Source organism: Corynebacterium sp. HMSC05D03, assembly GCF_001807205.1.
Taxonomy (GTDB): domain Bacteria; phylum Actinomycetota; class Actinomycetes; order Mycobacteriales; family Mycobacteriaceae; genus Corynebacterium; species Corynebacterium aurimucosum.
This window is the reverse complement of sequence record NZ_KV788174.1, coordinates 68092-94830: the sequence shown is the minus strand read 5'-3', so window position 1 is coordinate 94830 and position 26739 is coordinate 68092. Positions and strand designations below refer to the sequence as shown.

Here is a 26739-nt window from a genome sequence, read left to right as displayed (position 1 = left end):
CATTTGACAACAATTTTCACTAAAGCGTAGAAATAGGGACATGACCACTACCCTCCCACGCCGCGCTTTCCGACGTCCCACCGCCCTCCTCTTCGCTGCCACGCTGGGCGCCGCCTCGCTGAGCGCCTGTTCTTCCAGCGGCGATAACGCCGATGGCGGCTCGGATGCCGGTTCCGATAAGGAGACCATTCAGGTCGTCGCCTCGACCTCCATCTGGGCTGATGTGGCCCAGGCGGTCGTCAACACCGCGCAGACCGACGTCAATATCGACGTCCACGCCATCGTGAGCGGCAACAGCGTGGACCCACACCACTTCGAGCCCACCGCCGCGGATATCGCCCGCGCCGACGAGGCCGACGTCATCATCGCCGGTGGCGGCGGCTACGACGCCTGGCTTTACCAGGCCGTCAAGAACCAGGACCAGATCATTCACGCCCTGCCGCTTACTGCGCATGACCATGGCGATCACGACCATGGAGAACATGAGCATGGCGAGGAACACGACCACGCGCATGATGAGCATGGTCATGACCACCATGACCATGGAGAAGGTCATGACCATGACCACGCTCACGAAGGCGAGACCGTGACCATGGACGAGGCCAAGAAGATTGCCGCCGAGCACCCCGAGCAGGTCACCAACATCGATGGCAACGAGCACGTGTGGTACGACTCCGCCGCCATCGAGAAGGTGGCGACGGAGGTCGCCACCCTCGTTAACGAGGCCAACCCAGAAGCCAAGGCGACCGCCGACCCACTCGTGGAACGTATGGAAGGACTGAAGGCACGCATCGAGAAGCTCCCGCAGCGCAACTACGCGCAGACCGAGCCCATCGCGGACTACATCTTCAAGTACACCGATAGCACCGACGCCACCCCGGAGGGCTACCGCAAGGCCACCGTTGCGGAGGGCGAGCCCACCGCCGCCGACCTGGCCCGCTTCCTCGAGGACATCAAGCAGGACAAGATCGACCTGCTCATCTTCAACCCGCAGACCGAAACTGACATGACCAAGCGCATCCGCGCCGCCGCCGAGGATAAGAACGTCCCGGTGGTAGAGATTGGTGAAACCCCACCAGAAGACACCAACTTCCTTGACTACTACGAGGAAGTCGTCAACGCACTCGAGGCTGTGTAAGTGCTCATTTCTTTCGAGGATGCCGCAGTAGAACCACTGTGGTCGGACATGAACCTCGCCGTAGACCGCGGCGAGTTCATCGCCGTTTTGGGCCCCAACGGCGTGGGCAAGTCCACGCTGCTGGGAACAATCTTGGGTACCCGCCAGCTCACCGCAGGCAGCGTGGACGTCAACTGCCGCGTGGGCTTTATCCCACAGCAAAGAATGTTCCCCCAGGACCTGCCCCTGCGCGCCCGGGATCTCGTGTCGCTCTCCCTCGCCCATGGCGTGCTCCGGAAGCGACGGCCTGCCCGGGGGCGTGTCGACGAACTCCTCGCCGAAGTCGGTGCCACCGGCATCGCTGACCGCCGCGTGGGCCAGCTCTCCGGTGGACAGCAACAGCTCATCCGCCAAGCCCAGGCCCTAGCCAACGACCCAGAGCTCATCCTCGCGGACGAGCCGCTGTTGTCTTTGGATCCAGCGCGGCAGCAGGCGACCGTCGAGAAGCTCAATGCGTGGCGCCACGAGCGCGGCACCTCCGTACTCTTCGTTACCCATGGCATAAACCCGGTGCTGGGCGTGGTGGATAAAGTGCTCTACCTCGCGCCCAATGGCCACACGTTCGGTCCAGTCGATGAGGTCATGCGCTCCGAGGTCCTCTCGGAACTGTATGGCTCCTCCGTGACTGTTCTCAACGTCGATGGGAGGCTCATCGTTGTCTAAATTCATCGAAGATACCCAGTACCTGCTGGGCGTTGATTTTGTGCAATCCTCGCTCATCGCCTGCGCGCTGCTCGGAATCCTTTCCGGAGTGATGACCTCACTTATCGTCCTGCGCCACATGTCCTTCTCTGTGCACGCCACCTCTGAGCTCGCGCTCATGGGCGCGGCCGCAGCGTTGCTGTTCGGTCTCAACATCGGCTTCGGTGCGATTGCCGGTGCTATCGTCGCCGCCATCATTCTGGCGGTGCTGGGACTGAAAGGCCAACAAGACAGCGCTATCGGCGTGGTCATGAGTTTCGGCCTGGGACTCTCGGTTTTGTTCCTGCACCTCTACCCCGGCAACGCCAAAACCGCGATGACGCTACTGACAGGACAAATTGTCGGTGTCTCCTCCGCGTCGGTGTGGCTGCTCGCCGCGACGACCGCCATCATCGTTGCCGTGGTGGCGCTCTTCTGGCGCCCGCTGCTCTTCGCTTCCGCGGACCCCGTCATGGCCCAAGCCGCCGGCGTGCCGGTGAAGTCTCTAGCGGTGTGTTTCGCCATCCTCGTGGGCCTGACGGCCGCGCAATCCGTGCAGATTGTCGGTTCCCTGCTCGTCATGGCGCTGCTCATCACGCCGGGTGCTGCGGCGGTACAGATTACCTCCTCCCCACTGCGCGCGGTGATGTGGTCCACCATCTTCGCGGAGGTCTCCGCCGTGGGCGGCCTGGTCCTCTCCCTGGCGCCGGGCCTGCCCGTCTCGGTCTTCGTCACGAGCATCTCTTTTGTTATTTACCTGGTCTGCCGCGGCATCGGCTGGGCTCGCAGCCGCAAGGCCGTCCGCGACGACGTCGCCGCCCGCCGCGCCTCCCAGGAACACTTCCGCGCCGCCACCGATCGCGCCGACGCCGAGACACACCACACCTCGACGCACGATGAGCACTGCGCGCATCAGGATTAGGCTAGATGCGTGACTTTGGAACGCCGTAGCCTCGAATTACAAGACCGCACCCGCACGTACCTCGTGTACCGCCCGAATGATGACGTCGAGCGCCAGAGAGACCTCCTCCTGTTCTTCCACGGCTCCCTGCAATCCGCGAACGTCATCCGCCGCTTCACTAACGGCACGTTCGATGACCTCGCCACCCGCCACGGCATGCTTGCGGTCTACCCCACCGGCGTGGAACAGCACTTTAACGATGCCCGCGCCACCCTGCCCGTCGCCGCGCGCGAGCTGGGCATCGATGACGTCGCCTTCACGCGCGCCATCCTCGACGAGCTGCGCGCGGAGCAGGAGATTGGCCGCGTGTTCCTCTGCGGCTTCTCCAACGGCGGGCAGATGGTTATCCGCTTGCTCTTCGACGCCCCCGGGCTTGCCGATGCCGCCTGCGTCTTCGCCTCCACTCTCGGCGCCGGCGCCAACCATGCGCCCACCAATCCGGACTCGGCGTACCAACCCACCCCGGTCATGTTCGTCCACGGCACGGGCGACCAGCTCGCGCCCTATACGGGCGGAACGGCGGGCATTGACCCGAAGCGCACCCGCGGTGCCGTCACCGGCGCGCAGGAGAACGCCGCACGCTTCGCGGAGCTCAACCATGCCGCCGGCCCAGAGCGCACCCACCTTTTCCCCGACACCGTTGTCGACCGCTGGGAGCCGGCAGACGCCACCGGCGCGCCGGTCGAGCTCGTGAGCGTCGAGGGCATGGGCCACGTCATCCCGTCGGGCAACGAGCTGGACCCACGCCTGGGTAAAAACACGGATTCCTTCATCGCTGCCGAGCTCGTGGAGGAATTCTTCGGGCTCTAGACTGCACGTGCGCCCCATCGTGTCTCACTCCACTCAGCCCCAACCTCGGGTCGAGGCCGTTCGTAGGTGAGCGTCGAGAAGCAATAATTGTGGATTACCGACCAGTGCTTTGGCGATTCCTAGACGCTGTTTCATACCGAGCGAAGCATGCTCGCAGGAAACACTGTGGTGCAATGAAAGGCCTACAAGGGATAAAAGATCCTTCAGTTCATCATTCAGTGAACCTTGTTGTAGTGGTCGGCAATGTCGTTGACGATCGCGTAGAGGTCGCGTTCCATCGCGTAGGTTTTCTTTTCTCGCGTACTGACTAATCACACTTGCGACCCGTTGTTATCTAGAGAATTATTACGTCCCAGCGTGATGTTGCACACGTCTGTGCATGTATGTACTCTCGATGTCACGGTTTGCTGGCGAAGATTCTTCAAGTTACCCGCAGCTGAATCTGTACAAGGTGAAAACGGCAGGGAAAGGACCGAGTCGTCCTCGTCTCTAAGCCGTGGAACCCCAATCCTCCAGAACCTTGTATTCGGCACACGCACGCAATCTGAATGTTCAAGATGTGAAGTACTGGCCAGCAACCAAGAAGTAAAGATCGCCATCCAGCTTTCTCGGCCCTGAATCTAGCATCCGGAGGCGTAGAGAAACTCACGCAACGACTGAAACGCCAGCGTCTGTGTCACGTCGCGCAGCTCAAGGAAGAACCCATCTTCTGTAATTTCAACAATCCGCGCACCGGGGATGGCTGCCACAATCGGCGAGTGCGTCACCACGATGAACTGCGCACCCGCCTCCGCGGCGCGATGGATTTCCGCCATGAGCGTCATCTGCCGCACGAGCGAAAGCCCAGATTCCGGCTCGTCGAGGATGTAGAGCCCGCGCCCATCAAAGGAACGCTGCACGACGTCCATGACGGACTCGCCATGCGACATCGCGGTCGAACCAACGTTGTAGTGCGCCTCCGCTCGCAGGAAGTAGCCGTCCTTGGGCGCGGTACCTAGCCGCAGGCTCGCCCACCTCCGGAGGGGATTGATGGGACCGGCGGAGCGCTGCACACCCCATATCCCACCGCGCTCAGGAAAGCCGTACTCGAAGGCAATGCCCTCGGCGAGCGTCGACTTTCCTACCCCGTTGCCCCCGGTCAGCACGGTCACCGGCGCACGCAGGTCCAGTCCTTGGCGTCGCAGCGCCACGAAACCAGGAACGGAGGACACCCACTCAGGTCCGTGGCCGCCGTCCAGCGCGGCATAGGCGTCGACATAGAAGTCTCTCATTCGCCCTCCCCAATAAGAAACGCGGCGGTCCCCAATGGATCGGCAAGGAACTCGCGCGCGGCGTGGACAGCTTCCGTCGCTTCGGGAGCGACGGGCGCAATCCCCTTGTCGCCGAACGCGTAGACGGTCGCGCCTTGCATGCTGAGGAAGACTGGCGAGTGCGTCGCGAGGATGACCTGCGCGCCCTGGGCGGCGAGGCGCTCGAGCTGCGCGACAACCTCGACCTGCCGGGGATAGGACAAGCCGTCTTCCGGCTCATCGAGAATGATCATTCCGTCAGAATGGAAGCGTCTCTCGACGAGGGCGAGCAGACCCTGGCCGTGGCTGAGAAACGGCAGGTCACTGAGCGGATCGGGATTCTCCGGGCTGTGGATCTGGTGGTGATACTCGCTCAAGTTGAGGAAGGTCTCGCCGCGCAAGAAGTACACGTCGCGCGGGTTGTGCGCCCGCGAGCAGATGAGCCACTCGGGATAGTCCTCGTCGCCGGTGGCAAACCGGGCGTGGCGCGAGCCGCCCTCGGGATTGACGCCAAGCCCCACGGCGATGGCCTCGAGCAGCGTGGATTTTCCGGCGCCGTTATCCCCCACGACGACGGTCACGGGCGTAGGCAAACGCAAGGCGCCGCCGGGCAGCGCTGCGATGAGCACGCCCAGGCGGCGCATGTGTTCCGGCACGCCGGGCAGTCCCTCCCCAATAAGCTCCGGGGCGGGACGCACACTCGTGAGGAACATGGCGACGAAAGCGTGAGCCTACTTCTGGGCCGCGCGACGCTGGCGGGCGAACTCGGAAAGCACCGCACCTGCCGCCACGGAGGCGTTGAGGGATTCAACCCAGTCGGTCATGGGGATGGACATGATGGCATCGCAGTTCTCGCGGACGAGGCGCGAAATGCCTTTGCCCTCAGAGCCGATGACGATGACAACGGGGTCGGTGCCACCGTTGTAAGTATCGAGGGTGTGCTCGCCTCCCGCATCCAGGCCAACAACCTGGTAGCCGGCCTTCTGGAAGTCCTGGACCGTGCGGGTCACGTTGGTCACGCGAGCCACCGGCAAGCGCGCGGCGGTGCCGGCGGAGGTACGCCAGGCCACCGCGGTGACGGAGGCGGAGCGACGCTCTGGGATGATGACACCATGGCCGCCGAAGGCCGCGACGGAGCGGATGACTGCGCCGAGATTGCGCGGGTCGGTGATGTTATCGAGGATGACGAACATACCCGGTTCCTGAGCATCGCGGGCCCGATCCATCAGGTCATGAACGTCGGCATACTTGTACGGCGGAATCTGCAGGCCAATGCCCTGGTGCATGCCGTTGCCGGTCATGCGATCCATCTCGTGGCGCTGGACCTCAAGAATCGGGATGTTGCGGGTATTGCACATGGCCACTGCCTCAGACAGGCGGGCGTCATTGCGCGTGCCCTGCACGATGTAGAGGGAGGTAGCAGGCACCTTGGCGTGGAGGCACTCGATGACCGGGTTGCGGCCAACGACCATCTCCGCGGTCTCCTTCTGGTGACGGCCCGAATTGCGGCGCTCGCGCTCCAGCTTCGCCTTGTGCTTGGCGTGGTAGACGCGGTCCTCAGCCTTGGGCGTGGGGCCCTTGCCAGCCAGACCCTTTCGGCGCTGGCCACCAGAGCCCTTCGTAGCTCCCTTCTTATTGGACTTGCGGGCGCCCGCGCCGCCGCGGCCATGGGTACGTGCCATAAGTTCTTCTCCTTTGTCGTCCTCGACTTCTGTGCTGTCCTTGGCCTTTGCCAAGGACGTTAATCCGCCAAGGTCCAGGTGGGGCCGTCGGCGGTGTCGGTGATGGTAATACCCGCGGCTGCAAGGCGGTCGCGCACGGCGTCCGCAGTAGCCCAATCCTTTTCTGCGCGGGCGGTGGTGCGACGCTCCAGTTCGGCACGGACGAGCACGTCCAGGGCCGCATCAGCGCCGCTTTCTTCGCCACTATCTTTCCACTGTTCATCGAGTGGATCAAAGCCAAGAACCGCGGCCATGGCGCGCACCGCCCCAGCGAGGCGCTCGGCCTCTTCACGGTTGCCTTCACTGAGCGCCTTATTGCCCGCGCGCACGGTGGTGTGAATTTCCGCCAGCGCCTTCGGCACAGCGATGTCATCATTCATCGCCTCTTCGAAGGCCGGAGTCCACTCGCCCTTCTCTACGTTTTCGAACTTGCCCACGAAGTCCTCGATGCGGCGGTAGCCAGCCGCAGCTTCGGTCAGCGCTGCCTCGGAGTATTCGAGGACCGAACGGTAATGCGCAGAGCCCAGGTAGTAGCGCAGCTCCACCGGGCGGACGATCTCCAGCATGTTGGCAATGGAGAGCACGTTACCCAAGGACTTCGACATCTTCTCACCGGCCATGGTGACCCAGTGGTTGTGCATCCAGTAGTTGGCAAACTTATCGCCCGCCGCATGGGATTGTGCGATCTCATTTTCGTGGTGCGGGAACTGCAGATCCAAGCCACCGCAGTGGATATCGAATTCGCCGCCTAGGTAGTAGGTGGACATGGCCGAGCACTCCAAGTGCCAGCCCGGCCGGCCACGGCCCCACGGGGTGGGCCAGGACGGCTCACCTGGTTTAGCCGCCTTCCACAGCGCGAAGTCCTGGGGACTGCGCTTGCCAGCGTTGTCTGTTTCGCCCTGTTCCATCTCCTCGACACGGTTGCCAGACAACGCTCCGTAGTCCGAGCCTTCCGTGGCATTCCACGCCGCGACGTCAAAGTAGACGGAACCAGCACCGTCTTCGCCAGGCACGGCATAAGCAAAGCCGGCGTCGATAAGCCGCTGCATGTACTCCACCATCTGGGTGACGAAGCCCGTCGCGCGCGGCTCCACGGAAGGGGGCAGAACACCCAGGGTGTTATAGGCCTTGGTGAACTCGCGCTCATAGGTGGATACCCACTCCCACCAGGGGCGGTTATTCTCAGCGGCCTTGGTGAGGATCTTGTCATCGATATCGGTGACGTTGCGCACCAAGGCCACGTCATAGCCCTGCGCGAGCAGCCAGCGGCGCAGGATGTCAAAGGCAACGCCGGAGCGCAGGTGCCCAATGTGCGGCTGCGACTGCGGGGTGGCACCACACAGGTAGATCGACGCGTGGCCGGGACGAACCGGCTCGAACTCACGTTGGCTGCGGGTGGCGGTATCAAAAATGCGCAAAGTACTCACCTGGCCTAGTCTAATTGACTCATCCAGCCGGCAAGTTCAGGACTCCTTAGGCGCGCCAGACTACAGCCGTAGCCACGGCAGCGCGGCCCTCCTTGCGGCCGGTGAAGCCAAGGTGATCCGTCGTCGTCGCAGAGACGGACACGGGGGCGCCGAGGATGTCGCTCAGCACGGCCTCTGCTTCCTTCCTCCGCGGGCCCATCTTGGGGCTCTGACCAACCAGTTGCGCAGCGGCGTTGCCGATGATGAAACCTTCTTTTTCTAGCAGCTCGCGGCACTCGCCCAGCAGCTGGGCCCCGGAAACACCGTCGTACTCTGGACGGCCTACACCAACGAAGGAGCCCAAATCGCCGAGGTTGGAGGCGGAGAGCAAAGCGTCGACAAGCGCGTGGCTCACCACGTCCCCATCGGAATGGCCCTCGCAGCCATCGACGCCTTCAAAAAGCAGACCTGCGATCCAGCAGGGTTTTCCGGGCTCGATCTGGTGGGCATCGGTAGCGATTCCCACGCGGGGGATGATGGGGTTAGTCACTAGGCACCTCGAAGATGGTCGGTTCGACCTCATCCGTCACGGCTTTCGCCAGGACGAGGTCGATGGGGGTGGTGATTTTAAACGCGAAGGTATCTCCCTGCACGGTCTCCACGCGCTCACCATGCCATTCCATGAGGCTGGCGTCGTCCGTGGCGACGAAGTCGGGGTCCTGCGCCCAATAGTCTAGGTTGGCGCGGCGCAGCGCAGCCAGGCTAAAACCCTGCGGCGTCTGCACAGCGCGCAGACGGGAACGGTCCGGCGTAGACAGCACCGCGGTCCCTTCGACTTCTTTGATGGTGTCCGCCACGGGAAGGACCGGGATAACTGCGGTGGCACCGTCGAGCACGCGCTTGGCGACGCGCGCGATCATCCCCGGCGGCGTCAGCGCTCGGGCGGCGTCGTGGATCAGCACCACGGCGTCCTCCTCCGGGATTGCTTGCAATCCCGCCCAGACAGAATCGGCGCGCTCACCCCCACCGTGGACGATACGTACGGGAACATCAGAATCGATGCGGTCGAGGATACTGGCGGCGTAGCCCTCCATCGCGGGACTGACCAGAACGATGATCTCATCGACGAATTCTGAGGTGATCATGGCCCGGACAGAACGCTCCAGCAAGGTGCGCCCGCGCAGCTCCACGTAGGCCTTCGGGACTTCGGCCCCGAGGCGCGTTCCCTGACCGGCAGCCGCGACGAGAGCAATGACGCGGGCGGTGGAGCGTTGATTAGTCTTCGTCGTCGAAGGAGAGGTCATCGAGATCGACGTCATTGTCAATGTCGGTGGTAATGGACTTGTCCTCCACCAGGCCAGCGGCGCGGTGGCGCTCGATGGTGGCGTTAATCTCCTCCATCATGGTGTCAGCCTTCTTCTCATCAACCGGCTTAGCCAGGGAAAGCTCGCCCACCAAGATCTGACGGGCCTTAGCCAGCATGCGCTTCTCACCAGCGGACAGGCCGCGGTCCTGATCACGGCGCCACAAGTCACGCACGACCTCTGCCACCTTGTTGATATCACCGGAGGCGAGGCGCTCTTGGTTCGCCTTGTAGCGGCGGGACCAGTTGCCGGCTTCCTCGACGTCTACTTCGCGCAGAACGGAGAAAACCTTCTCGAGGCCTTCCTTGCCCACAACGTCGCGCACGCCCACCATCTCAACGTTCTTGGAAGGGACACGCACCACCAGGTCGGACTGGTTGATTTGGAGAACGAGGTATTCGAGCTCCTCGCCGCCCATCTCCCGCGTTTCAATCGCCGTAATCTTGGCGGCGCCGTGGTGGGGGTAGACGACGACCTCTCCGACCTTAAATTCCATTGCCACTCCTTGTGAAGCCTTTGAGACGATGCCCATCGTGTGCGCTCGGCGTGCTCTCGGTGGGCCGCATATACAGGGAGTCTATTCTAGCACGCTGCTTTCTACCCCTGCTGCCCCGCCCGGGCGCTGCGCACTGGCTGCACTACACCACTATGGCGGCTGATATAAAGCCCGGCTACCCCCGGTCTACCCAAGGGGTTTAGCGGAAACTGTGTGCTTTCCCCCCGGAGGTACTAGGCTAAAGCGTTGATAAGCTTTGTGATCGCAATTCAATGGAGGACACTCACAGTGCAGTCCCTGAAGTCCGCCGCTCGCTGCGGTGCCATCATGTCAGTTACCGCCCTCTCCGCGCTGGCCTTGGCGTCCTGCTCGGCCGGTCATGTTGCGCAGACCGCGGAAAAGGTGATTGCTGTCGACGGTGCATCCGCAAGCTCCGAAGATGGCAAGGTGGCCGTACGTGACGTCACCATTCAGGTTGAGCCGGACACCGGTGAGACCTCCCTGAAGTTCGTTGCCGTGAACCAGGGCTACAAGGTCGATGACGTTACCCTCGAGTCCGTCAGCGTTGACGGCCAGGATGTGCCCCTGGAGGGCGTCGAGCCGCTTCCGCGCGATCATGCTCTCTACGCCGATTCCCAGGAGAACCTGGACCGCCTCCCCAAGGACGGCAAGGATAAGAACATCACTTATGTGACCACCTCCCTGGAGAATGAGGACTACGCCTTTGGCGGCTCCCGCCCGGTGACCTTCACCTTCAACACCGGCACCATTGAGGTTGATGCCACCGTGTCGGCCTCCCCGCTGCAGTCCGGTAACTATGACCGCGACCCGCAGTCCACCGAGGGCTACGCCGAGAACAAATAAGCCTTTTCTTCATAGATAAACCGCCCCAGCTGCCAAAGTTGTAGCCCGTGATTTAAAGATTCGGGAAAACTTTGGCAGCTGGGGCGGTTTCTTTTTCGTTTTTGCATAGCGTTAAGAGAGAAAAGAAAAAGAGCCGTCCTGCGGCACATGGCCTGCACTGTCCTGCAGGCTGACATCGATGTCCACGCGGCTTACTAGAGTGTGAGACATGGCAAAAAAGGTTCGTCCCGTCCACACCTGCTCTGAGTGTGGCTTCGTCTCCCCCAAGTGGCTTGGCCGCTGCCCTGAGTGCGGCTCGTGGGGGACGCTGCAGGAAACCGCGGCGGCTGAGAGCGGTACTGCTGCCCAGGCTGCGGTGTCTGGGCGCCGTCCCACAGGCCTAACGCCGACGAGCCCAGCGGTGCCGATAACGAAGGTCGGTGCGTCAGCAACGAAGGCCATCACTACCGGCATTGGGGAACTTGACCGAGTCTTGGGCCGCGGCGTCGTCCCCGGGTCGGTGGTGCTCATGGCAGGTGAACCGGGAGTCGGCAAATCCACTCTCCTGCTCGAGGTTGCTTCCCGCTGGGCGCAGCTAGGGCGCACTGCGCTGTATGCCACCGCGGAGGAATCCGCCGGTCAGGTCCGCGCCCGCGCTGAGCGCACCGGGGCTTTGCACGAAACGCTCTACCTTGCGGCTGAGTCGAATCTCGACGTCGTCTTTGGGCACGTGGAACAGCTCAAACCCAGCCTGCTCATCGTGGACTCCGTCCAAACCATGCACGCCGCCGGAGTCGAAGGCGTGGCTGGCGGCGTGGCCCAGTCGCGCGCGGTGACCGCTGCCCTGACCACGCTGGCCAAAACCACCGGCATCCCCATCCTCCTCGTCGGGCACGTAACCAAAGACGGCAACGTTGCCGGACCGCGCGTGCTTGAGCACCTCGTGGACGTCGTCCTGAATTTTGAAGGTGACCGTCAATCCTCTCTGCGCCTTCTCCGGGGCCTGAAGAACCGTTTCGGCGCCACCGATGAGATGGGCTGCTTCGAACAGACAGCGGCCGGAATCCGGGAGGTCGCGGATCCTTCCGGCCTCTTTCTCTCCCACCGCGGCAGCACCCCGGATGGCTCGGCGGTGACCGTCGCCATGGATGGTGTGCGCCCCATTCTGGCTGAGGTCCAGGCACTCACCGTGGATCCTGTGGCGAAGAACCCACGGCGCGTGGTGACGGGGCTTGATGCCAACCGCGTTCCCATGGTGCTCGCAGTGCTCCAGGCCCGCGCGGGCGAACGCACCAACGACAAGGATGCCTATGTGGCCACGGTGGGAGGAATGAAAATTCAGGAGCCGGCAACGGACCTTGCCGTAGCCCTTGCCACGTGGTCCTCCTTGCACGAGCAACCGCTACCGGCGAAGACCGTTGTCATCGGGGAGGTCCGCCTCGCTGGCGAGGTGCGCCGCGTACCTAACTTAGACCGCCGCTTGTCGGAAGCTGCCCGCTTGGGTTACCGCCTCGCCATCGTCCCGCCCGGAAAGGTGGAAACCAGCGGCGGCATGCGGGTGCACCAAGCGGCAACGCTGAGTGAGGCTATCGCCGCTGTTAAAGCAGGTTGAACGGGAGCGCTGGGGAGTAATTCTCACCGATGACGGAGTGTAGAAAGTAAGCACCCGGCTCGGCTTCCTCGCGGTCGGTGCACTTGCCCGGCTCGGAGCGCTTACGGGACCAATCCGCCTGGAAGTAGCGAGTCTCACCGGATTTGAAGGTCTGCTTGCCGGTTTCCACCGAGGCATAGCAATCGGTATCGGCCCACACGCGCTCGTTAGAGCCCATCTTGTAGACCTCGAAGCGCAGCTGTTCCTCATCCAGATCTATGGAGCAATCTGCCGTTGTCGGGTTAAAGACCTCCAAGTAGAAGGTCGGCATCTTATCGGCCGGAACACTGTCCTCGTTGGTCTTGGCCAGCACCTTGAGGTCTTGGAGGGAACACGTCGTCTTGGTGGGATCAACGGTCAACTCGTCGGGCTTCGCCTCAGAGGATGGCGCTTCCTTGTCCTGCTCACCTTCCTTCGGCTCAGCCGATTCCGAGGCTTCAGCGGAGCCCTCGGCCGCAGTGGACTCGGTTGTCTCCACCGCCGAGGTTGCTTCCTCCGACGGGGCCAAGGTATCCGAAGCCGCTGCTTGCTGTGATTCCGCTCCCGGTTCCTCCGAACCGCTAAAGAGCGCGGTGGCAGCCCAAATAAGAACGATCACGAGTACCAAGATCGCCACGAGCGCAGCGACGCGACGGCGAACATAGATCTCTCGCGGCAGCTGCTTCGGGGTACGGGATGGCTCAGTCACAGCTCTTAGTTTAAGGGGACTAGAGCCCAACCCGGGCCAGCCCGGAGCCGCGTGTCTTGAGCAGCGGCTTCTATGTGCTCACCCGAGGAACCGGGTGAGCACACGGGTTATTCAACGCCGTGTAGGACGACGGTCTCCACGCTGGAATCCTCCAGGAGGTAGCGCAGGCCGACGATGCCGAGCGTGCCGGCGTCGAGAAGCTGGCGCGCAGCCGGCACGTCAGAAATGATCTGGGACACCGTCTGTGCGGTGTTTTCGCGTTCGAAATCGGCCCGCTCCTCACGGCCATCGCGCTTGGCCACCATCGAGGCGGCAGCCACGCGCTCAATGATCGGACGCTGCAGGCCCGTCGGCAGATCGCCGCCCGCCAGGAAGTCTGAGGCTGCACCCACCGCGCCGCAGGACTGATGGCCCATGACCACGAGCAGGTTGGCCTTGAGGTTTTCCAGGGCGTAGTCCAGCGAGGCCATCACCGCGCTGTCCAGGATGTGACCGGCGGTGCGGATGACGAAGGCATCGCCGAAACCAATGTTGAACACGTGCTCAATGGGCGCGCGGGAATCGGAACAGGCCAGCACGATCACGCGCGGGTCCTGGCCTTGGGTCAGGCCAGCGCGCAGCTTCGCGTCTTGATTTACGTCGATGAGGTTACCCGTCACCAGTCGGTGGTTACCTTCCTGGAGGGCTTCCCACACCTTCTGCGGGTCTTGAGGGACATCTACTAAAGGCATGTTTCTTAGTCTAGACCCCGCCGCCCTACACTGAGGTGCCTATGGATACCCAAGCTGTCGTGGAATGGTTCGATGCTCATGAGCGCCCCCTGCCGTGGCGCCGGCCGGGTACCTCGGCGTGGGGTGTGCTCTTAAGCGAGGTCATGAGCCAACAAACCCCCGTCGCACGCGTAGCCCCGCAGTGGGAGGAGTGGATGCGCCGCTGGCCTACCCCACAGGACCTTGCGGCGGCCTCCAAGGCGGATGTCCTGCGCGCGTGGGGCAAACTGGGCTACCCGCGCCGCGCACTGCGCTTATGGGAGTGCGCGAAGGAGATTGGTGAGGGGGAGGTCCCGGGAGACGTCGACAAGCTCTTGGCGTTGCCGGGAATTGGTGAGTACACCGCCCGTGCGGTGGCCTGTTTCCATTTTGGCCACAACGTTCCGGTGGTGGATACCAACGTCCGCCGCGTCTACGCCCGCGCCGAGGAGGGGCGCTTCCTCGCCCCGACGCCCGCGAAACGCGAATTAGCACAGGTAGAAGCCTTGCTTCCGGAAGAGAACGGCCCGCGTTTTTCGGCCGCTCTCATGGAACTCGGTGCCTTGGTGTGCACGGCCAAGAACCCGGACTGTGCCGCCTGCCCTATTAAGGCCTCGTGCGCCTGGCAGCTCGCGGGCTGCCCAGAACCTAGTGCGGAGGAGACCGCGCGGGCTAAGAAACGCGTGCAAAAGTTCACCGGCACGAACCGACAGGTGCGGGGGCTGCTTCTCGACGTCCTGCGCGGCTCGCCCCACCCAGTTACCCAGGCCGACCTTGATGCGGTATGGCCGGACGCGGCGCAGCGCTCGCGGGCGCAGGCCTCGCTGCTCGAGGACGGGTTGATGGATGTCAACGACGAGGGTTTGTTCCACCTGCCGCACTAGGCACGTGTGAGAAGTCGATGAGGTGGCCGAAGGTCCAATCGCGGTCGGTCAACAAGCGGGCGAGGATAAGCCCGCAGCCGATGGCCGCCACGGCCATCGAGGCGGTAGCGAAGTTGCTCAACGCTTGGTCCATGTTGCCCACGTTGAGGTGATAGACGGTGCGGAACATGGAGGTGCCCGGGATCATGATGACGGACGCGGGCACCGTCGTAGTGATGCGCGGCAGGTGTGCGTGTGTGGAGGCCACCGCGCCCAAGAGCCCGACGATGACACCGCCGGCGAAAGCGCCGACGTAGGCCGTGGCCCCGACCCCGATGAGGAGCAGGCGTACGAGGTTGGCCACCGTTCCCACCGCGGCCGCCACGAGAACCATGCGGCGCGAGGAGTTAAAAAGGAACGCGAATCCAGAAATGCCCAGGAAGCTGGCCGCCGCGGCGGCGAGGTACCACACGGGCTCATAGTCGGGGGTGCCCGGTTCCGGGGTCAGCTCCGTAGTCCAGCTGACCAGAGCCACGGTAAAGGTCGCAGCGGTGATCACCGTCAACGCATAAGTCAGGCGGGATAGCCCAGCCTCGAAGTCGAAGCGCGCGAGGTCAATGAGCGCGGAGAACAACGGGAAGCCGGGAATAAGGAAGAGCACCGCGGCCACGTAGCCCGAGGAAAACTCCGACGGATCCGCCACCCCGGCGACGGCTACGGCCTCGGTGGTGAAGAAGTACACGAGGCTAGCCACCGTTCCGGCCGCCACGATGCAGCCCAGCTGATGAACGTGCTTGCCGTGTAGGACCGCGCGGGTGAGCTGACCACAAAAAGCGGCGAGCGCCACGAGGAGAATCGCCAGCGGCGTGAAGAAGTTCAGGACCGCGAATGAGGCGCACGCAATGGACGCCGCCGCGGCTAGGAGCCAGCGGTTCCACCGCTTGACCACGTTGGCCTCGATGACGTCGAGCATCTTTGTGAGTTCTTCCGCCGTAATGCCCGCGTACAGCCGGTGGTGGGTCAAGTCCTCAAGGGCTTCGATCCGGGATGCATCGACAGCCGGTGAATGCTGCTGGGCCACCACGGTGCGAAACTCGCGGCCGCGGTGAAACGTGCACGTTATCTGGGTGACGCCAACGTTGGCGTCGAGCCGATCAAAGCCGAGCGCGCGGGCGGCACGTTTCATGCCGCGCAGCACGCGGTAGCCGGACGTTCCCGCGCCCATGAGCATCATGCCTAGGCGCAGGACGACGTCCGCCTCGTACCCCATGCGGACATAGTCGCTGTTGGGGTGAGAAGTCATTAGCGCCAGCGTCCCCGGAAATTCAGTCCGCCGGGCAGGTTGACCCACATGCCGCCGCGGGAGTTAAAGGTCACGGGGCCGACCTTCGTCGACATCGACGCACCGGAACCGGAAACGTTGATCCAGCTATTCTTTCCGGTCTTCTTGCGCTTGCGAAAATAAATGCCCATGGGCGCCAGCTTAGCGCAGCGAAGTTTGAGCACAGCGAAGTCGCTGCGCACCGACGACAGAGCGATTACTCTTACAGCATGAATCTGATCTCTCCTCGCACACTCGTGACGGCCCTCGCGCTCACGACCACGGCACTGCTGCCCGTCACGGCATCGGCCACACCCGGAACCCCGACCGCTACCCATCCGATTGACCACCTCGCAGGCGTCTCCGGCATCACTGCGGAGAAGATCTCCTATGAGTCCACGCTCATGGACGGCTCCCCCACCACCGTTACCGGTATTATCTACGAGCCTTCCGCTGCTTGGATCGGCCCGGGTGAGCGCCCCACCATCGTCTTCGCACCCGGCACCCGCGGCGCGGGCGACCAGTGCGCTCCGTCTAATGCCGCGCAGTCGGTGGGCAACGTTGCGCTTGGTCCGGCCAATCAGGTCACGCTCAATATGAACTACGAGTACGCGCTGTACCGCTACGCCGCGCAGCAGGGCGTGCGCGTGGTCACGACCGACCTGGTGGGACTCGGCACACCAGGTCACCACACCTATGTCAACCACATCGAGGAAGCACACGCGGTTCTCGACGCCGCCCGTGCCGCTCTCCGCCACGCAAACGCACCGGTGGATGCCCCCGTTGCCTTCGCCGGCTATTCCCAAGGCGGCGGTGCGGCCGCGGCCGCAGCCGAGTACGCGGAAACCTATGCGCCCGAGCTTAACGTCAAGGGCACCTACGCCGGTGCCCCGCCGGCCGATCTGTTCGAGGTCATGAACGCGGTCGATGGCTCCTCTATCGTTCACGTTTTAGGCTATGCCATCAACGGCTATGCGGAGCGCAGCTCTGATTTTTATAACGAAATCGTCACCGAAATGAACCCGCGGGGCATGCACTTCCTGGCCAGCGCCGCCCACGCCTGCATCGGTGACTCGATTGCGACGTGGGGCTTTACCCGCACCAGCCAGCTGACCAAGACGGGCGAGTCCTTCGGCGAACTCGTGCGCCGCAAACCGGCTGCCGCCCAGATGCTCGCGGAGCAACGACTGGGCCGGCGTGCCCTCAACGCCCCGATGTTGGTCATGAACTCCCCCACTGATGACCTCATCCCCTACGAGCAAGCTCGCGCGATGGCCGGTAGCTACTGCTCACTCGGTGGGACTGTCCAGTTTGAAGCCGCCGACCCCGTCGACGTTCTTCCCCACTCCGGGGCCAACCACGCCGTTGGCATCATCAACTCGGTTCCACACGGCGTGGACTATCTGATTGACCGTTTCCGGGATGTGCCGGCGCCCACCAACTGCCAAGCTCCCTAAGCCCTAGTGCAGACCGTCCAGGGATGAAAATGGCTCCTCTGCCTCGATGTCGTGCAGGGGCACGCGTACCCAAGGCGAATCACTGTGTGCGAGCAACTCGGTGAGCCGTTGCGATTGATCTTTCATCGCAGCGGCGACGTCGGGCTCACCGTCACTTGCCCAGATCATTCGACCCCACCAGAAGCTTGCAGCTACGTCAGCCCACGACACGAAGTAGCGCTGCAGGGCCGCCACGGCCTTATCGGAAATCTGAAGGAACTCTTCTGGAGAGATCCACCCCAGCTCCGTTGCCGGACCACCGACGTTGTGAATTCGGATTATGTCCCATGCGCGAGTCGTGGCGGGCAGTGCCGGAGCCGCTGCTTTGGCAAAGCCCTCCGAACGCAACATCCTTACGAGGTAGCGGAACTTATGTTCTCCACGACGCGGATCCGCGCCTTGGGCAACAAAGAAGTCTTTAAGGAACTCGACCTTTTCCTCCACTTCCGCATCTAGCTCGCGCTCGGGGACGTCCTTCACGGCGTATGCGAGCGGTAAAATAAAGTCATTTTCCACGTGCTGACTACCTTCGAGCAACACGTCAATAGCCTGGTGCGCTTCCTGTGCACCAGTGACCCCCCAGTTTTGCTCGAGAGATGCTTTGTAGTACTTGGCCGTCCTTGCGTTGATGTCCTCAACCCCTAGCGGAGTCGCAAACGCCTTATTGCTCTTGTATATCATTCCCCAAGAGTGGCGGCGCACTTCATCTTTGCTCGGCGCCGGTTCCGGCCACGGGAACTTTGTAAGGCGGTAGATCCAAGTATCATCAAACTTTGCTGGCGTGAACGTTGAGCTCATATCTTCACAAAGTACCGAGGTTCCCAACGTGGATCCGTGGCGCCCCCTCCGTCACCCCTATGTTGGGGAGTGACGGACGCCATATCGCAGCACACACAGTCATCATTTTTGATGTGTTGTTAGTCTCGTCTGCATGACAGGACCCCAAATTGCATTGACAGACCGGCCAGATCTCGGCGCCGCGCTTAAACGTGCTGGTGATTCCGAGATTGTGTACACTGCCGCCGCAGCCGTTGTGGAAGGCCTTGGTGTCGACGAGATTGTCTTGGAAGCCGCCCCCACGAAAGCAAGCGGGGTGGATGGTGCCGCGTTTGTCACCAACCGTAGGATCCTCGTGACCGCCGATAAGAAGGATCCATCTCATTTTGAGTTCCTTGAACTGGACAGCCTCGGCAACGTCACAGTTCTGCCCTACAAGGGTGGCTGGGCCGTCGTGGCTCAGCTCTACAGCACCTACAAAGTGTGGAGCGGGTTCACGGAGAAGGCCGCGCGTCGCGTGCAGTTTGCCGCCCAGTGGGCCCTGACCGCAGGCCGGGAGGCACGAACGGAGGCCTCGCGCGCGGTGTCTTCGGAAGAACTTTTTAAGCGATGGAAAGAAAACAAGCACCGTCTCAATCGCAACAGCGTGGAAGAGCGCGTTGCGTCGATGCACTCCCTGTATTCCGACATTGATTCACGGTGGTGGACTGAATAATGAGCAGACTTGCATACCCGGGTTCGCCCGACCACTTTAACGGGGCAGAAGACACCTCACACATCGAAGAAGGCCAGGTAATTGCGGATAATGGCTACCGCCATTTCATCAAGCACGGCTCACCACTAGACGCCGGCACGTCTCCGAAGAGCGCCTCGGGCACCGCCTCACCCTCGTCGAACCCCACCGCGGGAACCACAGGCACCCACTCCAATGACTCAAAGCAGGGTCTCAGCGTTAAGAAGCAGCTGTTGCTCCTTCCGCTCGTGATCGCGGTCATCGTGGTGGTAGCGATTGGCTACGTTGCACTTAAAAACGCGCTCTTTGGTGATAAATCAGAGGATTCGGCTGCTCCCGAACAACCGGCCGCTGAGGCACCTGCCGATTCTGGGGCTTCCAACGGTGGCGCTACCGGCGCGACCGGTGGAGCAACCACTGGCGACACTCAAAGTGGCCTCACCCCTGCTGACCAAGCACCCGAGCCGATTGCTGACTTCGTGGAGGCTTGCACGGATTATGAAGTGGTGTTCAGCTACTACGGCGCGGATAACTCCCCTGCCCCAGAAGCAATGGGCACCAACTGCTCCGTGGATACGACGAAAGCACCTGAGGTTGGTTACGTAGTCTTCACCGATGACCCTGCCGCTACCGCCGCTGTTCGTGACGGCAAGCCCGTCCTAGACGGCATTGAGATTCCGGCAGAATCAACGCGTGGCTCCACATTCAAAGCACAGCGAGTCGAGTCCCTCATCACTGTTCAGGAAATCCTCCCAGATGATAAGGGAATCGTTGAGTACATGATCAAAAATAATGACCCTGAGGTGGCAAAGAAAGCTCTGGTAGACCTCGGCGTGGCCAAGTAGAGCTAGAACGCGCACTTCTACCCGCCGCCTTCTGTTTTCATTTTATTGCCAATAAGAGTCGGTGGCGATAAGCTGAGAGCATGGCACACGAGCACCACGACCATGATCACTCCAGCACGCCGCTGCGCGCACTACTGATTGCGCTGAGCATTACCGGCACCGTCTTCTTCGCGGAGCTGATCGGCGGCTGGTTGGCGGGCTCAATGGCGCTGATGGCCGATGCGATGCACATGCTTTCCGACGCCGCCGGGCTCATCATTGCGGTGATTGCGGTGTTGATTGGGCGTCGACAAGCATCAGCCCAGGCCACATACGGCTACCGGCGAGTGGAGGTGCTTGCGGCGCTGGCAAATGCGGTGATGGTGCTGGCGATCTCGGTATGGATTGTCGTCGAAGCTGTGCGTCGCCTACAGAACCCGGCCGAGGTGCAGGGCGAGGCAATGCTGATCATCGCGGTCATCGGTCTCGTGGCGAATGCACTGTCGGCGTGGGTGCTCCACCGGCACCGCGAATCCTCAATTAACGTGGAGGGCGCGTTCTTGCACGTGCTGGTGGATTTGCTCGGCTCGGTCGCCGTGATTGTGGCGGGCATCGTGGTGCTGACCACGGGGTTTGTGGCGGCGGACGTGATCGCCTCCCTCGTGATCGCGGCGATGGTGCTGCCGCGCGCCTGGCAGCTCATGCGGTTGTCGGCGAGCGTGCTGCTCGAGCAGGTTCCGGCGGGCTTCGACGCCAGCGTGATCGAGCCCGCGCTGCGGCAGGTCGAGGGCGTTGCCGATATCCATGACCTGCACCTGTGGAGCCTGGATGGTGTAAACGTGCTCACGACCGTGCACATCGTGCGCGACGGCACCGTCGACACCGGCCCACTGTTGGATGCCGCCCAGCAGGCTCTGCGTGAACACGGCATCGAGCACTCCACCATCCAGATCGAACACCCGGAGCACGAATCCCACGAGACCGTGTGCTGATTCCTTTTAATTAGTCGGTGGGATAGCCCGCCCACTGGGTCATCCCGCCCACCGGTCACACAAAGAAAGCCCCGGTCCGCACGAAGTTCACATGCGGTTCGGGGCTATTCCTTATGGGCCCAGTGCGGGGCCCGAGTCAGCGCTTAGAGCGGCTGGCCAGCACCGGCACCTGCCGGCGGCGGGTTGCCGTCATCACCATCATCGTTGTGGGATTCCTCAGCGGAGTCGCTACCTGACTCGTCGAGGACGTCCGGGGTGACGGTGTCGGGGCCATCGGAGTCTGGGCCGTGAGTTTCGGCGTCGATTTCGGTGGCCAGTTCCTCATCGGCCTCACGCACGGCGGTCTCCTCGAGATCCTTGTCGAAGGTGTCCTCCGGCAGAGGGCGCGGACGCGGGGTGAAGGTGAAGGTGGCAGAAGAGTTGTCCTTGGACTCGCCGTCCCAGCCTTCAACGTCCACGGTGATGATTTCACCGGCGCCGATTTCGCCAAAGAGGATCTTCTCGGAGAGCTGATCCTCAATCTTGCGCTGGATGGTGCGGCGCAACGGGCGAGCACCCAAGACTGGATCGAAGCCACGCTTGGCCAACAGATCCTTGGCCTTCTGGGTGAGCTCGATGCCCATGTCACGCTCGGCAAGCTGCTTCTCCACGCGGGCGATGAGCAGCTCGACCATTTCGACGATCTGCTCCTGCGTGAGCTGGTGGAAGACCACAATCTCATCAATACGGTTCAGGAACTCGGGGCGGAAGTGCTTCTTCAGCTCGTCGTTGACCTTGTTCTTCATGCGCTCGTACTGCGCATCGGCGTCATTCTCCGAAGAGCCGGTAAAGCCCAGTCCCACGGCCTTCGAGATGTCCTGGGTACCCAGGTTGGAGGTGAAAATGAGCACCGTGTTCTTGAAGTCCACCACGCGGCCCTGACCATCGGTCAGGCGGCCATCCTCCAACACCTGCAGAAGGGTGTTGTAGATCTCCTTGTGGGCCTTCTCGATCTCATCGAAGAGCACCACGGAGAAAGGCTTACGGCGAACCTTCTCGGTCAGCTGGCCGCCCTCTTCGTAACCAACGTAACCCGGAGGGGCACCGAAGAGGCGGGACGCGGTGAAGCGATCGTGGAACTCACCCATATCGATCTGGATGAGGTCATCATCCGAACCGAAGAGGAAGTTAGCCAAGGACTTCGACAGCTCCGTCTTACCCACACCGGACGGGCCAGCGAAGATGAAGGAACCAGAAGGACGACGCGGGTCCTTCAGGCCAGCACGGGTGCGGCGGATGGCTCGGGAGACGGCCTTGACGGCATCGTCCTGGCCAATGATGCGCTTGTGCAGCTCCTCTTCCATGTTGAGGAGGCGGTTGGATTCCTTCTCAGTAAGCTTGAGAACCGGAATGCCGGTCCAGTGAGCGAGGACCTCTGCGATCTGCTCCTCACCAACCTCGGCGATTTCCTCCAAGTCACCGGAGCGCCACTGCTTCTCCTTCTCCGCACGCTCTTCACCGAGCTTGCGCTCCTTATCGCGCAAACCAGCGGCCTTTTCAAAGTCCTGCGCGTCAATCGCCGCTTCCTTTTCCTTGCGGACCTCGGCGATGCGGTCATCGACTTCACGCAGACCTTCCGGAGCGGTCATGCGCTTAATACGCATGCGGGCGCCGGCCTCATCGAGGAGGTCGACAGCCTTATCCGGCAGGAAGCGGTCATTGATGTAGCGGTCAGACAGGGAGGCCGCTGCCTTCAGCGCCTCATCGGTGTAGGAGACACGGTGATGTGCCTCGTACTTATCGCGCAGACCCTTGAGGATGAGGATGGTGTCATCGAGAGAAGGCTCGTCCACCTTGACCGGCTGGAAGCGGCGCTCGAGAGCAGCATCCTTCTCAATGTGCTTGCGGTACTCATCCAGGGTGGTGGCACCGATGGTTTGCAGTTCGCCGCGAGCCAGCTTCGGCTTCAACAGCGAAGCGGCATCGATAGCGCCCTCGGCGGCACCGGCGCCGACCAGGGTGTGGATCTCATCGATGAAGAGGATGATGTCACCGCGCTGGTTAATCTCCTTGAGCACCTTCTTCAGGCGTTCCTCGAAGTCACCGCGGTAGCGCGAACCGGCCACCAGGGAGCCCAGGTCCAGCGAGTAGAGCTGCTTATCCTTAAGGGTCTCCGGGACCTTGCCGTTAACGATATCGAGGGCCAGACCTTCGACCACGGCGGTCTTACCCACGCCGGGCTCACCGATGAGCACCGGGTTATTCTTCGTGCGGCGGGACAGCACCTGCATAATGCGCTCGATCTCAGAATCGCGGCCCACTACCGGGTCCAGCTTGCCATCACGCGCCGCCTGGGTGAGGTTGCGGCCGAACTGGTCCAGCACCAGGGAGTTGGAACGCTCACCGGAGCCGCCTGGGCCGCCACGTCCACCCTGGCCAGCGCCGGCACCGGCGCCCACCGGACCTGCACCACCCTGGGACTGGTTGCCCTCTCCCTCGTTGCCCTCATAGCCGGAGAGCAGCTGGATAACCTGCTGGCGAACACGCGGCAAGTCAGCGCCCAACTTCGTCAGCACCTGGGCTGCTACGCCATCGCCCTCGCGGATGAGGCCAAGCAGTAGGAATTCGGTGCCGATGTACTTGTGGCCCATCTGAAGGCCCTCACGCAGCGAGAGCTCCAGAACCTTCTTGGCGCGCGGGGTGAAGGGGATGTGGCCGGTGTGCGGCTGAGAACCTTGACCAATAATCTCTTCCACCTCACGGCGGACATCCTCCAGCGAGATGCCCATGGACTCCAAGGCCTTGGCTGCTACACCTTCACCTTCGTGGATAAGTCCCAGGAGGATGTGCTCGGTGCCGATGTAATTGTGGTTGAGCATGCGTGCTTCCTCCTGCGCCAAAACGATGACGCGGCGAGCACGGTCAGTAAACCTCTCGAACATTACCTCTTACCTTTCGCTCTAAATGTGTCATCCACTCTAACGCGCGGGGAGGACACTCCATCCACGATTTCTCTCCCCCTCTTCCACTAAACCTACATTTCCGCAGGTAAAGGCACTGTACGCCGGTAGCGAACAGGTCATGATGAAGCCGCTTTTCGCACTAACCTGCCACAGAGGCTTCGCCACCTTAGAATGAAGAGGATTCTATATATCTCATCATCGACCCCTCCACGAAGGATTTCCTCTCATCGTGACTATGCTCCCAGAATTTTTCACCACCCAGCACCAGCTGCGCCAAAAGGCAGTCTTGGACCAAGGAGCGGACTCCACGCTCTTCCTCGTGGAAGATCCTTCACATGACGAGCTGCTCGTGGAGATATACAACCCAGAGGACCGTGGTGTGCTCCGCCAGTCCGGCGTCGTGGGGCAACTACAGCACAGCGCCATCGCCCCCATCGTAGGCACGGGAACGATGAACAACGGTCAAGAATTCTTCGTGCGCCGCAGCCTGCCAGGTGAGCAGCTGTCGAATTTCACTTCCTCTGGCATCGGCGCGCAGCACCTTTCCCGGGAGGAGGCCATCGCTGTCTTCGCCCCTTTGGCTGACGCCACCGATTTCCTGCTCCAGAAGGGCCGCAATAATTTCGCTCTCCGCGCGCTCAATCCGCGCCGCATCATCCTGACCAATAACCGCTCGAACGCCTTCTTCGCAGCAGTCGGCCCAGCTACGGGCTCCGAGGCCCCCACTGCAACAGCGAAGGAGGCAATCGACCGCCTGGCACAACTCCTCGCCGCCGCCTATCCTTCCTTCCGCGCAGCAGGCGCTTATACCTCGGCGGCCGCCGTTGTTGATTCTCTCCGAAATGCTGGAGCAGGGATGGCCAGCGCCAGCGCGGCAAGCGCAGGTGCCACCACCACGCCTAGCGCCGACGCCGCCGCGGGTACGCCACAGTGGCAACCGGAACAGCATTACGCTGCTGCCCAGCAAGGAGAATGGGGAACGCAGCCGCAAGCGCCGGTTCCCGCTTCCACCCCTGCAGAAGACTCCGCTCAGCGCGGGTCGACCTCGAAGAGCAAGGTCTTTGCTGGCCTTGGTGTGGGCCTTGTCCTTTTAGCCCTCATCGGCGGCCTGCTGTGGTTCTTCTTGGGCCGTCCGGCGTGGTCTGAGGAGGAGCAAGCGCTGGTCGACGACCACCCAGGACTCATCAGCTCCCGTCCCGGTGGGGAGGGCTTCGACGGTGCCACCTGCGAGTCCCGCGAGCCGGAGGATGGTCAGGACGCGAAGATTACCTGCGTTGGCGACGGTGTGGGCTACTCGGTGGCGAGGTACGGGGACGTCGCCAAGCGCGACGCAGCTGCCCCAACACAGGATGCGCAGGAACTGTCCAACGGCCAGTGCACCGTACGCAGCTATGACGTTTCTGATTCCGAGCCAGTCTTCTACATGAGCACCGAGGACTCCGCGGACGCCGTCCTCGTGTGGGGTGAGGACGCCGAAGAACTTCGCCTGAACATGCCGCTGTGCTAAGCCGCACGCTCACTCGGCGCAGCTAGTCTGCGCCGTTAGTCCACACGCTTAAGCAGCGGTGCAATCACCGCAATGGCGATACCGGCCACGCCGGCAAAGAGGAAAGCCCAATGCGTTCCCTGTGCCGTCGCTGCGGCGGGCCCCATCCCCGCGGCGGCGCCAGCCTGGGTGCCGCGTGTGAGGAAGACTACGAGCAAAGCCGTTCCCGTCGCGCCAGCCAACTGCTGGAAGGTGTTCATGATGGCCGAACCGTGCGAGTAAAGCTTCTCCGGAAGCGAGGACAGCGCTGTGGTCATCAGCGGCGTCATCATCAAGCACATGCCGAGGGAGAAGATCACGTGCATGCCCACGACCATCCACAGGGCTGAGTTCTCACCCAAGATGACCATAAGCCACAGGCTGGCCACCATGAACAGTGAGCCCGGAATCATGAGTGGACGCGGGCCATAGGAATCGAAGAGCCGGCCCACGATCGGGGAAAGGAAAGCCTGGAGGATGCCGCCGGGCATCACCGCCAATCCCGTGGCAAAGGCGGTGACGCCCAAGGTCGTTTGCAGGTAGATGGGCAAGACCGTGACCATTCCCAGCATGAGCCCAAAGGACAGGAGGAGGATGATCACCGCGAGAGTGAAATTGCGGACGCGGAAAGGACGCAGGTCCATCAGTGCGCGGTCCTCCAGTGCCAAGCGCTGCTGGCGACGGATAAATACAATGAGCGCGATGACGCCGACCACGGTAACGGCGATATCCACCCAGGCGCCGCCCTCCAGCATCTTTTCCATCGAGGACAGACCATAAATCAGCCCGCCAAACGCGAAGGCGGAAAGGACGACGGAGAGGCCATCGAGCGGAGTATCGCGGTTCTCACCCACATTGCTCAATCGCCAGAGCCCAAAGGTGAGAATAAGGGCGACGAGCGGCGCCATGGCCCAGAAGATGACGTGCCAGGTGAAGCGGTTCAGAATCGCCCCGCCGACTGTAGGCCCCAATGCCGGGGCAACGGAGATAACCACAGAGATGATGCCCATTACCGTGCCGCGGCGCTGCGCTGGGACCAGCGTCATGGCCACGGTCATCAACGTAGGAATCATCAGCGCGGTTCCACCGGCTTGCAAGATGCGGCCCAGGAGCAGAATGACGAAGCTCGGCGCAAGGGCCGCCACCACGGTGCCAACCAGGAAGAGTCCTGCGGAGGCGGTGAAAATCTGCCGCGTGCTAAGCCTCTCCAGCAAGAAGCCGGTGGTCGGAATGACGACGGCCATGGTGAGCATGAATCCCGTCAACAGCCATTGGGCGCTCGTAGCAGGAATGGAGAAGTCCGCCATAATGGCTGGTAGCGCAACGGAGAGCGAGGTCTCATTGAGAATCATGACCATCGCCCCCAGCACCAGGATGCTGAGGTTAATTATCACCTTCGAGGGAATCTCAGCGGACATGCGGCCAGCCAC

The 26739-nt window shown here is 62.3% G+C and carries 27 protein-coding genes; 12 read left to right on the top strand and 15 right to left on the bottom strand.

Translation table 11 applies throughout. The features are described 5' to 3' along the window. Nucleotides 1–40: 40 nt before the first annotated feature. From HMPREF3147_RS06150 to HMPREF3147_RS06135, 4 genes are read left to right on the top strand one after another with little or no spacing between them, the layout of a single operon-like run. The gene (locus HMPREF3147_RS06150; RefSeq protein ID WP_070445991.1) at nt 41–1138 is read left to right on the top strand and encodes a metal ABC transporter solute-binding protein, Zn/Mn family; all 1098 of its coding nucleotides are present in this window, start codon (nt 41–43) and stop codon (nt 1136–1138) included. Continuing rightward, nucleotides 1139–1840 (top strand): metal ABC transporter ATP-binding protein, encoded by a 702-nt coding sequence (locus HMPREF3147_RS06145; protein ID WP_070445989.1) that lies wholly within the window; start codon nt 1139–1141, stop codon nt 1838–1840. After that, complete coding sequence (locus HMPREF3147_RS06140) at nt 1818–2780, top strand: metal ABC transporter permease (protein ID WP_201829112.1); 963 nt, start codon at nt 1818–1820, stop codon at nt 2778–2780. The genes HMPREF3147_RS06145 and HMPREF3147_RS06140 overlap by 23 nt, the downstream gene beginning before the upstream one ends. Before the next feature lie 9 nt (nt 2781–2789). Then, the gene (locus tag HMPREF3147_RS06135; protein WP_070445983.1) at nt 2790–3629 is read left to right on the top strand and encodes a CE1 family esterase; all 840 of its coding nucleotides are present in this window, start codon (nt 2790–2792) and stop codon (nt 3627–3629) included. 33 nt (nt 3630–3662) lie between these two features. On the opposite strand, the gene HMPREF3147_RS12565 is transcribed toward HMPREF3147_RS06135, so the two are convergent. From HMPREF3147_RS12565 to HMPREF3147_RS06100, 8 genes are all read right to left on the bottom strand, one after another. Further along, nucleotides 3663–3944, bottom strand: a complete 282-nt coding sequence (locus tag HMPREF3147_RS12565; RefSeq protein ID WP_080550367.1) for an ATP-binding cassette domain-containing protein — start codon at nt 3942–3944, stop codon at nt 3663–3665. A gap of 305 nt (nt 3945–4249) precedes the next feature. Beyond that, on the bottom strand, nt 4250–4900 hold the full coding sequence (locus HMPREF3147_RS06130; RefSeq protein ID WP_070445980.1) for an AAA family ATPase: 651 nt from the start codon (nt 4898–4900) through the stop codon (nt 4250–4252). Next, nucleotides 4897–5631, bottom strand: coding sequence for an AAA family ATPase (locus HMPREF3147_RS06125; RefSeq protein WP_070445977.1), 735 nt, complete (start codon nt 5629–5631; stop codon nt 4897–4899). The genes HMPREF3147_RS06130 and HMPREF3147_RS06125 overlap by 4 nt, the downstream gene beginning before the upstream one ends. An 18-nt stretch (nt 5632–5649) precedes the next feature. Continuing rightward, entirely contained in the window at nt 5650–6600 is a 951-nt protein-coding gene (gene rlmB, locus HMPREF3147_RS06120; protein ID WP_070445974.1) for a 23S rRNA (guanosine(2251)-2'-O)-methyltransferase RlmB, read from the bottom strand. 59 nt (nt 6601–6659) lie between these two features. Continuing rightward, nucleotides 6660–8066: a cysteine--tRNA ligase gene (cysS, locus tag HMPREF3147_RS06115; RefSeq protein ID WP_070445971.1), complete on the bottom strand. Its 1407-nt coding sequence runs from the start codon at nt 8064–8066 to the stop codon at nt 6660–6662. Nucleotides 8067–8112: 46 nt separating this feature from the next. Beyond that, nucleotides 8113–8595 (bottom strand): 2-C-methyl-D-erythritol 2,4-cyclodiphosphate synthase, encoded by a 483-nt coding sequence (gene ispF, locus HMPREF3147_RS06110; protein ID WP_070445968.1) that lies wholly within the window; start codon nt 8593–8595, stop codon nt 8113–8115. Beyond that, entirely contained in the window at nt 8588–9349 is a 762-nt protein-coding gene (gene ispD, locus HMPREF3147_RS06105) for a 2-C-methyl-D-erythritol 4-phosphate cytidylyltransferase (protein WP_070445965.1), read from the bottom strand. The genes ispF and ispD overlap by 8 nt, the downstream gene beginning before the upstream one ends. Beyond that, entirely contained in the window at nt 9321–9905 is a 585-nt protein-coding gene (locus tag HMPREF3147_RS06100; protein ID WP_010188874.1) for a CarD family transcriptional regulator, read from the bottom strand. The genes ispD and HMPREF3147_RS06100 overlap by 29 nt, the downstream gene beginning before the upstream one ends. A 288-nt stretch (nt 9906–10193) precedes the next feature. On the opposite strand from HMPREF3147_RS06100, the gene HMPREF3147_RS06095 reads away from it, so the two are divergent. Both HMPREF3147_RS06095 and radA read left to right on the top strand, forming a co-directional pair. After that, nucleotides 10194–10769 carry a hypothetical protein gene (locus HMPREF3147_RS06095; protein WP_070445962.1) on the top strand — a complete coding sequence of 192 codons (576 nt, stop codon included), beginning with the start codon at nt 10194–10196 and terminating at the stop codon, nt 10767–10769. A 208-nt stretch (nt 10770–10977) separates the two neighbouring features. Beyond that, nucleotides 10978–12360 (top strand): DNA repair protein RadA, encoded by a 1383-nt coding sequence (gene radA / locus HMPREF3147_RS06090; RefSeq protein ID WP_070445960.1) that lies wholly within the window; start codon nt 10978–10980, stop codon nt 12358–12360. On the opposite strand, the gene HMPREF3147_RS06085 is transcribed toward radA, so the two are convergent. Continuing rightward, complete coding sequence (locus HMPREF3147_RS06085) at nt 12347–13087, bottom strand: hypothetical protein (protein WP_070445957.1); 741 nt, start codon at nt 13085–13087, stop codon at nt 12347–12349. The genes radA and HMPREF3147_RS06085 overlap by 14 nt on opposite strands. Nucleotides 13088–13194: 107 nt before the next feature. After that, complete coding sequence (locus HMPREF3147_RS06080) at nt 13195–13818, bottom strand: carbonic anhydrase (RefSeq protein ID WP_070445954.1); 624 nt, start codon at nt 13816–13818, stop codon at nt 13195–13197. A 41-nt stretch (nt 13819–13859) separates the two neighbouring features. Here HMPREF3147_RS06080 and HMPREF3147_RS06075 point away from each other — a divergent pair, with 41 nt between their 5' ends. Continuing rightward, nucleotides 13860–14720 carry an HhH-GPD family protein gene (locus tag HMPREF3147_RS06075; protein ID WP_070445951.1) on the top strand — a complete coding sequence of 287 codons (861 nt, stop codon included), beginning with the start codon at nt 13860–13862 and terminating at the stop codon, nt 14718–14720. Here the strand turns inward: HMPREF3147_RS06075 and HMPREF3147_RS06070 are convergent. Beyond that, nucleotides 14686–16002 (bottom strand): threonine/serine exporter family protein, encoded by a 1317-nt coding sequence (locus tag HMPREF3147_RS06070; RefSeq protein ID WP_070445948.1) that lies wholly within the window; start codon nt 16000–16002, stop codon nt 14686–14688. The genes HMPREF3147_RS06075 and HMPREF3147_RS06070 overlap by 35 nt on opposite strands. Continuing rightward, a complete protein-coding gene (locus tag HMPREF3147_RS06065) occupies nt 16002–16172 on the bottom strand; it encodes a DUF4236 domain-containing protein (RefSeq protein ID WP_010188861.1) in 171 nt (56 codons plus the stop codon). Before HMPREF3147_RS06065 ends, HMPREF3147_RS06070 begins: the two co-directional genes overlap by 1 nt. Before the next feature lie 78 nt (nt 16173–16250). Here HMPREF3147_RS06065 and HMPREF3147_RS06060 point away from each other — a divergent pair, with 78 nt between their 5' ends. Then, on the top strand, nt 16251–17477 hold the full coding sequence (locus tag HMPREF3147_RS06060; RefSeq protein WP_070445942.1) for a lipase family protein: 1227 nt from the start codon (nt 16251–16253) through the stop codon (nt 17475–17477). A 3-nt stretch (nt 17478–17480) separates the two neighbouring features. Here the strand turns inward: HMPREF3147_RS06060 and HMPREF3147_RS06055 are convergent, their stop codons facing one another. After that, nucleotides 17481–18314, bottom strand: coding sequence for a DUF1266 domain-containing protein (locus HMPREF3147_RS06055; protein WP_070445939.1), 834 nt, complete (start codon nt 18312–18314; stop codon nt 17481–17483). Between the two features lie 133 nt (nt 18315–18447). On the opposite strand from HMPREF3147_RS06055, the gene HMPREF3147_RS06050 reads away from it, so the two are divergent. The 3 genes from HMPREF3147_RS06050 (at nt 18448) to HMPREF3147_RS06040 (ending at nt 20842) form a co-directional block, all read left to right on the top strand. Beyond that, nucleotides 18448–19008, top strand: a complete 561-nt coding sequence (locus HMPREF3147_RS06050; RefSeq protein ID WP_070445935.1) for a hypothetical protein — start codon at nt 18448–18450, stop codon at nt 19006–19008. Continuing rightward, nucleotides 19008–19871, top strand: coding sequence for a hypothetical protein (locus HMPREF3147_RS06045; protein WP_070445932.1), 864 nt, complete (start codon nt 19008–19010; stop codon nt 19869–19871). The genes HMPREF3147_RS06050 and HMPREF3147_RS06045 overlap by 1 nt, the downstream gene beginning before the upstream one ends. 80 nt (nt 19872–19951) lie before the next feature. Then, nucleotides 19952–20842 (top strand): cation diffusion facilitator family transporter, encoded by an 891-nt coding sequence (locus HMPREF3147_RS06040; protein ID WP_070445928.1) that lies wholly within the window; start codon nt 19952–19954, stop codon nt 20840–20842. 143 nt (nt 20843–20985) lie between these two features. On the opposite strand, the gene HMPREF3147_RS06035 is transcribed toward HMPREF3147_RS06040, so the two are convergent. Beyond that, the gene (locus HMPREF3147_RS06035; protein ID WP_070445925.1) at nt 20986–23763 is read right to left on the bottom strand and encodes an ATP-dependent Clp protease ATP-binding subunit; all 2778 of its coding nucleotides are present in this window, start codon (nt 23761–23763) and stop codon (nt 20986–20988) included. A gap of 256 nt (nt 23764–24019) precedes the next feature. Between HMPREF3147_RS06035 and HMPREF3147_RS06030 the strand changes: the two genes are divergently transcribed. Beyond that, nucleotides 24020–25291 carry a serine/threonine protein kinase gene (locus HMPREF3147_RS06030; protein ID WP_070445922.1) on the top strand — a complete coding sequence of 424 codons (1272 nt, stop codon included), beginning with the start codon at nt 24020–24022 and terminating at the stop codon, nt 25289–25291. A 35-nt stretch (nt 25292–25326) separates the two neighbouring features. On the opposite strand, the gene HMPREF3147_RS06025 is transcribed toward HMPREF3147_RS06030, so the two are convergent. Beyond that, a complete protein-coding gene (locus HMPREF3147_RS06025; RefSeq protein ID WP_070445919.1) occupies nt 25327–26727 on the bottom strand; it encodes an MDR family MFS transporter in 1401 nt (466 codons plus the stop codon). Nucleotides 26728–26739: the final 12 nt, after the last annotated feature.